This window comes from Phytoactinopolyspora alkaliphila (assembly GCF_010550695.1).
Taxonomy (GTDB): domain Bacteria; phylum Actinomycetota; class Actinomycetes; order Jiangellales; family Jiangellaceae; genus Phytoactinopolyspora; species Phytoactinopolyspora alkaliphila.
Window position 1 is genome coordinate 468,384 of record NZ_JAAGOB010000001.1, and the last position, 14,224, is coordinate 482,607.

9 protein-coding genes are annotated in these 14,224 nt (G+C 66.5%); 5 read left to right on the forward strand and 4 right to left on the reverse strand.

Annotation, left to right across the window (positions count from 1 at the left end; genetic code table 11):
* The first annotated feature begins 33 nt into the window (after positions 1–33).
* On the forward strand, positions 34–1,344 hold the full coding sequence (locus G1H11_RS02015) for a nucleotide sugar dehydrogenase (RefSeq protein WP_163815497.1): 1,311 nt from the start codon (positions 34–36) through the stop codon (positions 1,342–1,344).
* Positions 1,345–1,531: 187 nt separating this feature from the next.
* Here G1H11_RS02015 and G1H11_RS02020 read toward each other — a convergent pair whose 3' ends face one another.
* Together G1H11_RS02020 and G1H11_RS02025 are read right to left on the reverse strand one after the other, a co-directional pair.
* A complete protein-coding gene (locus G1H11_RS02020) occupies positions 1,532–2,257 on the reverse strand; it encodes a hypothetical protein (protein WP_163815499.1) in 726 nt (241 codons plus the stop codon).
* A gap of 86 nt (positions 2,258–2,343) precedes the next feature.
* Complete coding sequence (locus tag G1H11_RS02025; RefSeq protein WP_163815501.1) at positions 2,344–3,018, reverse strand: class I SAM-dependent methyltransferase; 675 nt, start codon at positions 3,016–3,018, stop codon at positions 2,344–2,346.
* Between the two features lie 247 nt (positions 3,019–3,265).
* Here G1H11_RS02025 and G1H11_RS02030 point away from each other — a divergent pair, with 247 nt between their 5' ends.
* The 4 genes from G1H11_RS02030 to G1H11_RS02045 are packed head-to-tail and all read left to right on the forward strand — an operon-like array spanning position 3,266 to position 10,733.
* A complete protein-coding gene (locus G1H11_RS02030) occupies positions 3,266–4,345 on the forward strand; it encodes a class I SAM-dependent methyltransferase (protein WP_163815503.1) in 1,080 nt (359 codons plus the stop codon).
* 35 nt (positions 4,346–4,380) lie between these two features.
* On the forward strand, positions 4,381–7,887 hold the full coding sequence (locus G1H11_RS02035; protein ID WP_163815505.1) for an FkbM family methyltransferase: 3,507 nt from the start codon (positions 4,381–4,383) through the stop codon (positions 7,885–7,887).
* A 57-nt stretch (positions 7,888–7,944) separates the two neighbouring features.
* Complete coding sequence (locus G1H11_RS02040; RefSeq protein ID WP_163815507.1) at positions 7,945–10,179, forward strand: glycosyltransferase family protein; 2,235 nt, start codon at positions 7,945–7,947, stop codon at positions 10,177–10,179.
* Positions 10,176–10,733: a hypothetical protein gene (locus tag G1H11_RS02045; protein ID WP_163815509.1), complete on the forward strand. Its 558-nt coding sequence runs from the start codon at positions 10,176–10,178 to the stop codon at positions 10,731–10,733. The genes G1H11_RS02040 and G1H11_RS02045 overlap by 4 nt, the downstream gene beginning before the upstream one ends.
* Positions 10,734–10,754: 21 nt before the next feature.
* Here the strand turns inward: G1H11_RS02045 and G1H11_RS02050 are convergent, their stop codons facing one another.
* The gene (locus tag G1H11_RS02050; protein ID WP_163815511.1) at positions 10,755–12,035 is read right to left on the reverse strand and encodes a serine hydrolase; all 1,281 of its coding nucleotides are present in this window, start codon (positions 12,033–12,035) and stop codon (positions 10,755–10,757) included.
* 691 nt (positions 12,036–12,726) lie between these two features.
* Entirely contained in the window at positions 12,727–14,154 is a 1,428-nt protein-coding gene (locus G1H11_RS02055; RefSeq protein WP_163815513.1) for an HAD-IG family 5'-nucleotidase, read from the reverse strand.
* Positions 14,155–14,224: the final 70 nt, after the last annotated feature.

The following is a 14,224-nucleotide window of genomic DNA, read 5'->3' on the forward strand; positions in this document are numbered from 1 at the left end:
AGGCTCGGCTCTGAAACGAAAGGCCACCACAGCGTGCGCATCTCCGTCATTGGCACCGGATACCTCGGCGCCGTCCATGCGGTAGGGATGGCCGAACTCGGCCACACGGTTGTCGGCGTTGACGTCGACGAGGCCAAGATCGCGGCCCTGGGCGCCGGTCAAGCGCCGATCTTCGAACGGGGGCTGGACGAGCTCCTGCAGAAGCACGCGAAGACCGGCCTGGTGCGCTTCACCACTGATTTCGCCGAGGCCGCCGGGGCCGATGTGCATTTCATCTGTGTCGGCACCCCGCAACGCGGGGATGGCCTAGCCGCCGACATGACCTACGTCGACATGGCTGTCGACACGTTGGCGCCATACCTCGCCCGTCCGTGTCTCGTCGTCGGCAAGTCGACGGTTCCCGTCGGTACCGCGCAGCGACTTGCGAACCGGCTGACCAAGATCGCGCCGGCAAGCAGCGACGTCGAGCTGGCCTGGAACCCGGAGTTCCTGCGGGAGGGCTTCGCCGTTGAGGACACCTTGCGCCCCGACCGGCTGGTCTTCGGGGTCTCGTCGGAGCACGCCGAGGCCACTCTTCGGGAGGTGTATGCCGACGTCATCACCGCCGGCTCGCCCGTGGTGGTGACCGACCTTCCCACGTCGGAGCTGGTCAAGGTCTCCGCCAACGCCTTCCTCGCCACCAAGATCTCGTTCATCAATGCCATCTCCGAAATCTGCGAGATCACCGGGGCCGACGTGACACACCTCGCCGATGCCATCGGCTACGACGACCGGATCGGCCGCAAGTTTCTCAACGCCGGCCTCGGCTTCGGCGGCGGCTGCCTGCCGAAGGACATCCGAGCCTTCATGGCTCGCGCCGGGGAACTGGGAGCTCCGCATGCGCTCACCTTCCTCAGCGAGATCGACGCGATCAACCTGCGCCGGCGAGAGAGAGTGGCCGAGATCGCCCGCGAGGTGCTCGACGGGAAGCTGGTCGGCCGGCGCATCGCCGTGCTCGGTGCGGCATTCAAACCGGACTCCGACGACGTCCGCGACTCGCCCGCGCTGAACGTCGCGGGGCGCCTTCAGCTGCAGGGCGCGCACGTCGCCGTCTTCGATCCGAAGGCCATGGACAACGCCCGGAAGGTCTTCCCGACGCTGGAGTACGCCGCGTCGGCGATCGACGCCTGCAGCCGCGCGGACCTGATCCTTCACCTGACCGAGTGGAAGCAGTTCCGTGAGCTCGATCCGGTCGAGCTAGCCGGTGTGGTGAGTTCACGCAACGTCGTCGACGCGCGCAACTGCCTGGACGCCGACGCGTGGAAGTCCGCGGGCTGGACCTATCGCGGCCTCGGCCGGCCCTAGCGTCGCGCCTTTTCCGCCACACCACCACTGACCGGGGTCACCCGGCTGATGGTACCGCCCTGGAATTCGACGAACAGGGGCCCGGAGTAAGCCCGGACAGAGCCGGGCCAGTCGGCGGGAGCGGGCCGGTCGAAGACCAGGGGTGCCTCGTCGGGGCACGGCCTGAGCTTGTACGGCGCCGTGTCAACTATGGGGCGACCGCCCACACCGGCATGCCGTCGTCCAGGCGTGCGCTGATGGCCTCACCCGGCTGCGGCAAGGGCACCACGCCTGCTGGATGCGCGACGTCGTCGACCGGCATCGGCAGTATGGAAGGCCCTTCCCCGCTATGCGCGGGAAGGTCCACGACGACCGGCTCGGCCTGTTCGCGGGCACGATTTGCGATCCGGCTGAACGTCATCGGGCCGGGACCGAGGTCGATGAGAGCGATGGCCGCGACGTGGTATCGCAGTCTCAGGTCGTCCGTGCATACCTCGTGGGGGAGTACTGCTGCGAACACGGCCTGGGCGGTGCGAATGTCTGGGTCCACGTCGAACCTGGCGACGTGTTCAAGGCAGGAACCGCTCCCACCCACCAGGTACGCGACCACGACCTGCTGGCCGAAGTCCACGGACGGCACGGGCCGGGGTGATCCGATCTCGGTCCAGAGGGCGTCCAGTTCGCCGCGGTCCGATGCGGTGAGGATTACTTCCGGCTCGGGGTCAGCCGTTTCATAGTCGACGCTCTCGTAGTTGAACTCCGTGACCTCCAGAATGTCGTAACCCGGCGATCGCGCCGGCGCCGTGGGCGACGACACCTTCTGAGTCTGCTCCTCCGTCGTGCCGGCGGGTACGGCCGCATCTCCGCATGACGCGAGGACGAGCACCATGAGCGCGAGTGTGACTTTGTGAGCCGGCTTTCCGGTGACCGTCATCAGCGGCCCTCCCCTCACGCCCGGATGCTGATCGGACGGCGGCCAGGTGCCGACGGTTCCCCTCGCAGCTGAAAACCAGAACCCGGCTACGCCGCGCGGCCCCGGAGGAGCCCGCGGCGTGGGGACCGCTTCCGAGCCCAGCCCCACCCTTCCCATTCGGCATCTTCGTGGACGTCGGTGTAGTTGGGGTGGGGCCGGACAAGCAGGTCGAAGACCTTCCGGACCTGTGGGGTGGCACATTGTTCGGCGGGCAGGTCCTTGGCCCACGCGTGCTTGCGCGCTTTGGAACCGGCGATCGTCCAGTCCATGTCGTCGAAGAGCAGCCAGCCGCCTGGGGCCAGGAGCAGGTCGACCAGGAAGAACGCATAGCCCGTGACATCCCACGTGTGCCCGGCGTCGAGATAGACGAAATCGAACTGCGGGCGCGGGTCTTGCTCGAGCATCTTCATGAGTTCCCAGGTGAAAGACGCCTCGGCAAAGATGGGCGTGGCCCGGTCGGTGAGAGAGCACCGTTCCAGGAGCTCGTACACGTTGGGTTCCCGGCTTCGGGACGCCTCCCGGTCGATCGTCACCACATGTGCGTCGCCCCCGACCTCATCGGCCGCGGCAGCGAAATAGCATGTGGACTTTCCGTAGGCGAACCCAAGTTCGAGGATACGAGGCAGCTTGTTCTGGACGACGAAATCGTAGGCGATGCGGGCCTGCTGGGGCTTCATGAACTTCACGCCCCGGACCAGGCGGTCCACCTCATCGAACTTCATCGGGTCTCCTGTCAGTTGTTCGGCCGCGTTCCTGTGCAGGATTGCCATTTTTCGGGTCAATTATTCACACAATGACATTCGTATTTCCGATTGCGGATCATTTGCACCTGCCGGAAAATGCTGCGGGCGAAGCGTACGGCGCGCTGCACTGGCGCCGTGCTTTGGGTGTAGCTTATCGAGACGTGAAGCGCGCTTCCGCGGACCTGCGGAGCGTCAGGGTCGGTATTTGTCGAGACAAGGTCTGCGTATGTTCAGGACAGCATTCGGAGTGACCCGGCGGCAGCAGGCTGTCAGCTCGCTGGTGGCATTGATTTCCCTGGTGGCGGTAGTCGCAGCCGCCTTCGGCGCCTGGCGGCTCGCCGGTACCGCGGCGACGGCGGTGATCGGGGTGGCCGCACTGGTGACCCTGGATGTCCGCCGCCGCTCCGGGGAGCTGGCGCGCCACGTGAAGACGGCCGCGATGTCCAGCGAGGCTCTGTTAACGAGGCAGAAATATGAATTCAGCAGTGGGGTAACCAACGCGACAATAATTGACGCAGTCGAGACCAGCCGAAAGGAACTCATGTCGGCCGTCGAGTTGCTCAGTGGCCAGGCTCCGGGCGGGGACAGCCTCGGGGGCACCGCCCACGCGCTGGTGGAGCAACAGCGAAGCCAGGAGCTGCTGGGCAAGCGGCTCGCGACCCTCGTCAAGACCCAGACTCGCGAAATGGAAGCCCTCCTGCAGCTGTATTCGAGAGTTCAGCCGACGGAGCCGATGCCACCGTCGGGCAAGTGGGCGCTGAACCCGCAGGGACTGCTCAACCTGTACGCGCTGGTGCAGCGGCACCGCCCCAAGGTGGTCCTGGAACTGGGGAGCGGCACCTCGACGGTGTGGCTGGGACATGCGCTGGCGAACAACGGCGAGGGCCGGCTGGTCTCGGTCGACCACGAGCGCGAGTACGCCGAACAGTCTGCTGCCATGGTGGGGCTGCACCGTGACGAGATCGCTCCCACCGAAGTACGGCATGCGCCACTTGTGGACGTCACTGTCACGGGGCAAGACTTTCGCTGGTACGACCCCCACCTGCTCGCTGACGTACAAGGAATCGACCTGCTGATCGTCGACGGCCCACCGGAACGCACCGGGCCGCACGCACGTTACCCGGCTGTGCCGGTCTTGCGAGAGCAACTTGCCGTGGGAGCGCTGGTCATCCTCGACGACGCGGGCCGCCACGATGAGCAACAGATCATCGAACGCTGGATCCAGGAGACGCCGGGATTGGTCCGCGAACCGGTCTCGTTCGGGCGGCAGGCGGTACTGCGCTACGCCCCCGGCTCCGGGCATTGAGCGTCACCTGCGACAGCACGAGAGAAACAGGGACAATGGGAACGGCGAAGGACGGCAACACCCCAGGTGAAGATGCCAAGGGCGAATCCGCCCGGCAAGGGAAGGCGGCACACCCGTTCATCCGGGATCTCGAACCGTTCTTCTACACGCGACCGATCACCTACGTGGACGTCGGCGCCCATGAGGGCAGCGTCTTCGAGCGGATGACCGCGTCGTCGATCAACGTGCGGGAAGCGCACCTGATCGAGCCGAACAGGCGCAGCTTTGACGTGTTGCGAGAGTCGGCGGAGGAGCACGTGAAGACCGGCAACGTCGCATGCCACAACGTGGCGATCAGCTCCGCCCCAGGCAGTTTGACGATGCGGGACGAGGGCACCATGACCCACGTCGCGCAGGCTCCAGGGGGACAACCGCCGGACGAAGGCGTCGAATCTCCGTTCTTCGAGGTCAAGACAGTTACCTTGGATGAGCTCGCACGGTCGTGCGACATCAAGCACATCGAGATCCTCAAGATCGACGTCGAGGGTCACGAGATGGCCGTGCTGGAGGGCGCCAAGGAGCTCCTGACCGCGGAAAGCGTGGACGTCATCTACGTCGAGGCCGGGCTGAACCCGGAGGCCGAGCAGCACACGTACTACCGATCGATCGAGGACACACTCAACTCGTACGGCTACAAGATCTTCAAGATCTACGAGCAGAAGAACGAGTGGATCGACGATTCCCCCGCGTTGCGCCGGGTGAACATCGCGTTCATGAGCGCCGCTTTCGCGGCCAACAATCCGTATCGACTGTCGCGGGAGCTGTTCAGGCTACGGGAGCAGCACAAGGCGCTGGCAGAGGAAGCCGATGAGCTTCGCGCACAGCTGGAGAAGCGGGAGTCTGCGCTCGCGCTGCGGGAACGGGAGCGGCGCGCCGCGGCGTCGCGTCTGGCCGACATCGAACAGCGGCTCGCCGAGCAGTCGGTGCTCCTTCGGCGGCACAACGCCGAGGTGGCGCAGATACGCAGCGAGCGGGACGCGTACGTCGAGTACGCGGACAAGCTGGAGATGAAATATCAGAGCGTGCTGAAGAGTCGTACCTGGCGTGCGATGGCTCCGGTCAGGATCGCCGGACGGGTGATGCGCAGGGGGCTGGGCAAGTCTGCCAGCGGCCGCAGCCGGCTGCCGAAGCGTCCTCGTCTGGACGGCACGGCTTTGAGCCGTGCCGGGTCCAGCCAGGTGGCCGGGAACGCCGAGTACATCACCACTCTGGTCAAGGAGCTCGACTTCGAGAACATCTTCGCTCTCAAAGAGAAGTTCGAGCGAGCGCTCGCCACCGAGGAAGGCTTCCTCTCGCACAGTTACCTGCTGGGCGCGCTCGCTCGCAAGACCTCAGCGTTCGGGTTCGGCGCTCAGGCGGCGGACGCGGTGTTCCGCAGGTACCACGGCCGCCGGGACGAGCTGGTCGCGGCGTACGGTGAACGTGACTATCGCAGGTTCATCGCCGACACCGCCGTGAACTTCACCCGGGTGGGCCGCTATGACGACGCCAGAGCGATGCTCGACGAGGAGATCGCCGCCGGCATGGGCGGGCTGCTCGCGACCCGGGCGGAGATCTGCTGGATCCACGATCCTGAGGCGGCGGCCGCGGATGTCGCCACCGTGTTGACGCAGCAGGGCACCAAGGGCGAGTCGACGGGCAATGCCCTGCTGTACAAGCACCTGCGGCTCAACGTGCTCAGGGAGTCCGGGCTCGCCGAGCTGCCTTCGGCGGACGACGGCGAGTTTCTGCTCGTGGACGCCGCCCAGGCCCTGGAGACTGGGCAGTTCGACGAGTACCGCCGCCAGGTGAACCGGTTCTTCGAAGACCAGGAGCTCTCCGCGCCGATCAGTAGCTCCTCTACGGCGTTCGCGTTCGAGGAGCTGGCTCCGGCGAGCACCCCATCCACCGACGACGGACCGCTCGTGTCGGTGATCATGACGACGTTCAACGCCGCGAGCACCGTGGAGTACGCGGCGCGCTCGATCCTCGGCCAGACGCACCGTCGCCTCGAGCTGATCATCGTCGACGATCAGAGCACGGACGCCACCATGGACCTCCTGACGGAGATCGCCAGGTCCGACGGGCGGGTGAAGGTCGTGCGTAGTGACGTCAACGCCGGCACATACGTCGCGAGAAACTCCGCCCTGGATATGGCCGCGGGCGAGTACATCACCTTCCACGACTCCGACGACTGGGCCCACCCGCAGCGGATCGAGACACATGTGTCGGTGATGCAGAGCGATCCAGTGCTGTACGCCACCCGCTCGTCGTGGCTGCGCGCGGATGCCGGCGGCCGGCTGGACTTCCGGCGCTGGCGAAAGCGGCTCGCGCACCCGAACCCGGCGTCGGTGTTCATGAAGCGCGATGTCCTCGAGATGATTGGCCATTTCGATCGGGTGCGGTTCAGCGCCGACTCGGAGTATTGGTACCGATTGCAGCGGGTCTTCGGCCGCAAGGCGGTCCGCAGCATCCCGCAGTGTCTCGGGTTCGGCCGTCAGCATGATTCGTCTCTGACCACCAGCGGACCCGGAGCGCGCGACGCCGAGGACTATTCCGCCATCCGCTCCGCGTACCAGTACAGCTGGCTGGAATGGCACTCCACCAACCGGATCAGCGACCTGTACCTGGAGCCGGCCGGCGGCCAGCGCCGATTCTGGGCTCCGCCGGAGATGCTCGCCGCCGGCGACGAAGGCAACGATCGGCTCGCCTCGCTGGCCCGGTGCTATCCGCAGCTGTCCGGCACCAAGAGTACGCCCAACCTGCTGTTCGCCATCTCGTTGGCGTCCCAGAAGGCGGCGGCCAACTGGGATCTGACCTCGGACTTGCTCAGACGGACGCTCCTCTCCGTAATCAACCAGACGGACGGTCGCTGGAGGGTCATCGTCTGTGGGCACGAGAAGCCGGAGCTGAAGGAGTTCGACGACCCGCGCATCATGTTCGTGGAGGCGGATATCGACCCGCCGGCGCACTCCGGGCAGTTCCGCAAGGACAAGATGTGGAAGCGGCGACTCCTGGGGTCCTTCCTGCGTGACCTCGGCGGCGGGTACTTCTTCCCGCTCGATGCGGACGATCTGATCCACAAGGATCTCGTCGCATCGGTACTGGAGAGCGACAACAGGCGGGGGTACCGGATCGAGCGCGGATACGCCCATGACTTCGCCAATCAGCGGCTGGCCCCGGTCCCTGGAGTATGGTCGGTGCCGTTCGACCGGGTGTGCGGCAGTTCGGCGGTGCTGCATTTCGAGGCGGAGGATCTGCCCCGGGACGGCAGATCGGATCCAGACCTGTATTTCAACCTGTTCCAGAGCCATGCGTACTGGCCGATCGTGGCGGAGGAGTCGGGGCGTCCGTTCGAGACGTTGCCGTTCCCCGCGGCGGTGTATGTAGTGAACCACAGCCAGAACCTCTCTTTCGGCCTGCAGCGGGCGGGGGAGCGAACCCGGAACATCATCGCCTCCATCGAGCGTGAAGCGTTGCCGGACGGCGAAAAGGTACTCCGGGACGATTTCGGACAGGATTAATGGGTAGTCAGACGGTGCGTGGCGGTGGTCAGCGCCGATGTGTCACACCATGCTCACGTGCGCGCAATGACGTACGGCCTTGCGAAGGGTTCAGTGTCGATGGTGGCTGATTACGACGTCTTGATGGTCTCGGACCTGAGGCTGCCCGGTGGTACCACGGCGAGCATGGCCGAAGAGATCAGGGCGCACTCCGCGGCGGGCTATCGCACCGCCCTTCTCCACGTCAACAGCTCGCTCACTGGTAAGGCACTGGGGTTCTCCGGTCATCTGGTGCGCCTCATCGAGGCCGGCTTAGCCGACCTGGTACTGCCCGGCGACCGCGTGCACGCCCGGCACGCTCTCGTGCGGCAGCCGATCGTGGCGCACGGCATGACGGACCCGCAGCGCGGACTCACCGTGGACGGTGTCAGTGTCATCGCGAATCACCCCGTGCGAGACGCCGCACAGGTCGAGCAGTACGACCCGGTCGCGGTGACGGAGAACATGGTGGCTTACTTCGGCCACAAGCCGGTGTGGCGACCGATCGGCCCGGTGGTGCGGCAGCAACTGCTGGAGTACGCCACCCGCTCGCAGATCAAACTCGCTGACACGGACTGGCGCAATCTCATCGACGTCGCGGCCTGGAGCCGAGATCGGTCGGGCGGTGTGGGCCCGGTGCCGGTCCTGGGCCGGCACAGCCGTCCACACCCCGCGAAGTGGCCGCGCAAGGCGGCAGACATCCTGGCCGCGTACCCGGACGCGGAGGACTTCCGCGTGCGGATCCTGGGCGGTGCGGAACCGGCGTACAAGGTGCTGGGGCGGATACCCCGGCGATGGCTGGTCGAGCCGTTCGGTGCCCGCCATCCCGCGGACTTCCTCGCCGAGATCGACTTCTTCGTCTACTACCACCATCCCAGCTGGGTCGAGGCATTCGGCCGGAACATCATCGAGGCGCTCGCATCAGGCGCGGTGGCGATCCTTCCCGAGCACTTCCGGGAGACGTACGGCGACGCCGCTGTGTACGCGCAACCGGCCGAGGTGCGTTCCGTGGTCGCTCGTCTGGCCGCGGACCCCGACGCGTACGCCGAGCAGTCGACCCGCGGGCGGGAGTACGTCGCGTCCCGGCACGGCTTCCAGATGCACGTGGACCGGCTGGCGGCAGAGATCGGTGAGCCCGTGACGTCGTGGGCCGCCGGCACGCCGGCCCCGTCGCGGACGCGCGTCGGCACACCTCCCGCCCGGGTGCTTTTCGTCAGCAGCAACGGGACGGGCATGGGACACCTGACCCGGCTCCTGGCCATGGCCAACCGCACCAGCGAGCGGATCGAGCCGTTCTTCTTCTCCATGTCGTCCGCCGTCCCCGTCGTGGCGAAGTTCGGGTACCACTGGGAGTACTGCCCGTCGCGCGACGACCTGGACGTGACGGCGAGGGAGTGGAACCCGTTCTTCGCCGCTCGCTTCGTGGACGTGATACGACGCTTCCAGCCGAAGGCGCTGGTCTTCGACGGGACCTGGCCGTACCGAGGATTCGGTGAAGCCAAGGAGATCTTCCCCGAGCTGGTGTACATCTGGTCGCGGCGGGCGATGTGGGTGCCTGAGCATCGCACCGACGGCTTGGACAAGTCAGCATGGTTCGACCTGGTCATCGAGCCCGGTGAGATCGCGGCGGAGGCGGACCGCGGCCCGACGGTGGGCCGCGAGGACGCGAGAAGGATCGGACCCGTCACGTTGCTCGACCACGCGGATCTGCTCAGCCGTGAGCAGGCCCGGGCCGAACTCGGCATGGACCCGGACGAGCAGGCCATGCTCGTGACTCTCGGTGGCGGAAACGCGAACGAGCTCGGGCCGGATCTCGAGGCCATTGCCACGGTGATGGAACGGCGGCCCGGCTGGACGGTGTACGCCACACGCGCGCCGATCGCCCGGGCCGCGATGACGCACGCCGACATCCGTACGATCTCGCCGTATCCGCTCAGCCGGGTGATGCGCGCGTTCGACGTGGCGGTGGTGGCGTGCGGCTACAACGCGTACCACGAAACCATCATGGCCGGGGTGCCCACCATCTTCGTCCCCAAGCCGAAGGTCACCGACGATCAGTTCGCCCGGGCACGCTACGCGGGTGAGGCAGGTCTGGGAGTGAGCGTGGAGGATGTCTCCCCGGTGGCGATCGAGGGCGCTCTCGCGCGGCTGCTCGCGCCGGGGGAGAGCGAGCGCATCCGCGACCGGTGCGCTGCCCTGTACCCGGAGAACGGCGCCGCCGACGGCGCGGCGCTGCTGGAGAACGTACTGGTGAAGAAGGGCGTGATCCGATGAGTACGCGCTCGACGACGATGCCCCTGCGCGCGCGTATACCGGGGTACGGCGCATTGCGGGCGAAGGCCGCTACGGCATTGCGTGGATCGCCATTGGCACGTCGCGTGGCCTACGCCGTGGTCGGCTTGGACCGGGAAGGCACCCAGGGGACACCGATGGGTTTTCGTCCGGGCCGCTACTTCACCGACGTGGAGGCTCGCCACCTGCCGGTGGTGGTGATCGTCGTCATCGGCTTCGAGGGGGACGCGACGGAGCGGCTGGCTCGCGAGATCGAGAGCGCGCAGATGCTGACCGGTTCGTTTCGTCCGCTGTTCGTCATCGACACGCCCCACTTCGGGCCGTTCCGGTCCCGTGGGTTCGCCGTGGAACGAGTGATGCGAGCGGAGGAGCTCGCGGCCGCCAACCCGCTCGATTCGTACGGTGACTATCTCTTCGACCGGGTGCGCTCGATCGCCCGCGATTACGGTGCGTCGTCCGTCGTCCCGGTTCCCGCTGAGGCGGCCGATTCCATGCGGGGGTTGACAGCCCGGCTGGTGGGGGCCATGCCCGCGTGAGTCACGCACCCGCGAGGATTGCTACGAGTCGCCAAGCAGAGTGAACGCCTGTTCGGCGACCGCGACGATGTAGGCGGTGTCGGAGAGCAGCTCCGGCTCTGTGGCGGCGAGCTGGATCACCAGGACATAGGCCCCGCCGTCCGTGTCCTCGGCATACCAGGACAGCGCGAACACGCCGGGCGCGGCGCCGCCCTTGTACGCCACGTAGGGCCATCGGCCGGGGTCGAGCCGCACACCAGGGTTCTCGGCAAGCAGATCGCGTACTGTTCCGGTGGCATCGTCGTCGGCCATGTCCTGCAAAGCTCGGTGCGCCTCAGCGATGTCGGACCCGGTGGCGAACCACTCGATCCCGTCCGGCCAGCTCGGGTCGGTGACCGCCTGGGGTTCCACCTCGAGCTCGCCGTCCGGGAGGCTCTCCAGGAGGTCGTAGCGCCCGGGCAGGTCCGCCTCGCGCCACGCCTCACGCAGTTCCGGCGTGGACCAGCCGAGCCGGAACAGCTCACGGGTTGTGAGGAACGGCTGGAGCAGAGCCGGGTCGGCGTGGCCCATCGCGGCGACGGCGTCCTCCACCGCAGCCCGGCCGACCAGGTCGATCAGCATGTCGGTGGCGGTGTTGTCACTGATGGAGATCATCTTGCCTGCCGCCTCGGCCACGCTCACGGGCGTACCGTCGGGTTGATCCTGCAGCTCACCCGTCGGCAGGCTCCGGACAGCGGCGGTGACCGTCACCTCGTCGTCCCAGCTGACCTCACCCTCCAGCACCGCCTGCTGGACCGCGCCGAGGACGTACAGCTTGAACACGGAGCCGAGGGGCAGCACCTCGGAGCCGGGCGTCGAATGCACCGTGTTCCACGAGCCGCGTGACTCCCGCTCAGCCAGCACCGAGACATCGGCGCCGGTGGCCATCAGGGCAGCCTGGAGATCTTCCCAGCCGGCGATGTCCGGTATCTCGGTGCTGGGCTCGACGAGCAGGGTGGTGATCTCGTCGTTGTCGATGGCGACACTCAGCCGCCAGGCCGTGTCGTCAGCGCCGTCGAGCATGACGACCGCCTCGTCGCCGCGACTTGAGTACGACGTCGGCGTGAACGGCCCGAGGGCCCGCAGCTGGGCGAAGGTCGCGTCCATCTCCTCCGCCGGCACGTGGGCGAGGAACTCGTCGCTGAAGCGCTCTTGGGCGGTTTCGGTGTCCGGTCCGGAACCGGCCCCGAGCTGATCGAGGACCCACTTGACCTGGCTGCCGACCGCGTCGGCGGGAATCTCGACTGCCGGGGTGCTCGGATCCGTCGGCCCGGTCCCAGGCACGCGACCCTCATCCGGCGAACACGAGGTGAGGATCAGCGCGGCCCCGAGTACGGCGGAGGCCAGGCATGTGAATGTGCGGCGCAAGCGTGCTCCAGGTGGTCCGTCCCGACCCTGCCGACTTTACAGGGAGGGCGCGAACGGGCCGATCGGTGCATCGAGGCCACACCGGCACGGCCCATGACTGTTGCCAAGACAATGTATGACTGACCTGTCGCGGCGCTGGTCGTCGGTGTCGCGTGAATGACTCCCTGCCATTCAGGGCGAGTTTTCTGGAAAATGTCGCCAAGACTCTTTACTCGTCTAATTGACATGGTTATAGTCATGGCCATGGCTTCACGGATCTACCGGTACGGCTAGCCAGGATCCGTTGGCTGAAATGTCGGAGATACTCTCTGAAGGGAGGCGCTCATGGGACTCTTGGATTCCTTGCTCGAACTGGTTGGCGGTCTACTGGACACACTGCTGGGCCTGCTTGGATAACGCTCACATGAGGGTCTCCCGGTAAGAGATCCGAGAAGAGCCGACAGACGCCCCGACGGCCGGGAGCGGCACGGGGGATCGCCACCGCCCGGGCGGCGTCAAGAACGCAAGATTACAACAATCACGGGGGACGGCCCGCGTGTCTCACACGTTATTTGTGAGGCACGCGGGCTATCTGTATTTACGGCACCATCCGATGCAACGCGCGAATTCACTCATGACCGGTGTCCCAGGGCAGGACGTCATGCGGGAGTGTGGTGCGTGTAGCGCGCAGCAACGCATACGGGGTCCGCAGCCCGAAGTTCGCCACCCGTGAGGTGTACACGTCGGCATAACGTTCAACCTGGCGGGCGAAGAGACTCTTGTCGTTTCCGGCGCGCATCAGCGGGCCCCACGTGGGATTGCCGAGCTCCGCGGCGCTCTTGGCCAGCGGGGTGATCCGCTGGTCGAGTTCCCTCATCTGCTCCAGAATCCGGCCGATCGACGGGCCCTCCCACGGTGGGAACGAGTCGTCGCCGGCCGAGTGGCGCAGCTCCGCCAGCCTGGCCTGTGCCACCTGGTCTTCGAGGTTGATCTTCTCCGACATCAACCGGCGCAGCGTGGCCTCGTCGGCGGCGAACCGGGTGGCGTCGGCGATGTCCGACTCCAGCTCCTGCATGATCAGCGCGGTCCGCCAGCGGAGCACCGACTTGGTCACGTGGACGTCGCCGAACAGGTGGTCGCCGGCATAGAGAATGTGCTCGCCGTCGAGACCCAGGCTGCGCTCGACCAGCCGGGCGGATCCGCCGTAGTACACGTCGCCGACGCCGAGCGGGCCACGGTGCGGTTCCAGCAGTCCGCGGTCCGGATCCACAACCCGGAAGGCGGCGCTGTCCTCGGCGAAGAACCTGGGCTTCGACGCGGCGACGACCACGATGTCGAACAGATCGCGCCACGAGCCTCCGGGGACGTGCCGGTCGAAGGCGTAGCTCATCATCGCCCGGGTGTAGGTCCAGTCGCTGTTGGTGATCAGCAGCACCCGCTTACCGGCACGTCGCTGGTCGATCAGCGTCTGAGCGGTATTGGGGTCGATATCGCAGAACTTGTCCGGGTCAGCGGCGATCTCGGCCTTGAGCGGACCGAGCGCGTGTGACTCGTCGAGCGCCGCGGCCACTATGCGGTACAGCTCGTCGTACCCGATCGGGCCCTCGATCACGTCGGCGTCGAGCCGGTCCACCAGTTGGGCATACAAGGCGGCTTCGGAGATGGAGAACCTCGTGTTGAGAAACCGGAATCGTGGTTCGCCCAGATCGACGAAGACGCCGGCATACGCGCGCCGGAGCTCGTCGAACGTCAGCTGCCGGGTGCCGTGCTGAGCCTGGATGACGTAGCCGAACCGGGTGGCCTTGACCAGATTGCCGAGGTCGAGGTCGATCACCAGTCCCTGAAGGTAGTGGTCTGCCTCGAACACGACGTCGCCGACCGGATATCCGCGTTCCACGAGCAGCCGGCGAGCATGCTCGAACGCCGCACCCTCCCACTCCTCGGTGCGGTAATGCAGCAGCGTGTAGTCCATGTCGTAGCCGATGGCCTCGACGGAACGCAGGTTGAGCGTGCGGTTCGCGTAGATGTCGCGTTCTGGACCGTGGTCGCGTGTCATTCGTCGTTCTCCCACATCGGGTGCCAGGTTACGGCACATCCCGGGCGTGGGGCTCGTCGTTCGGCGGTCC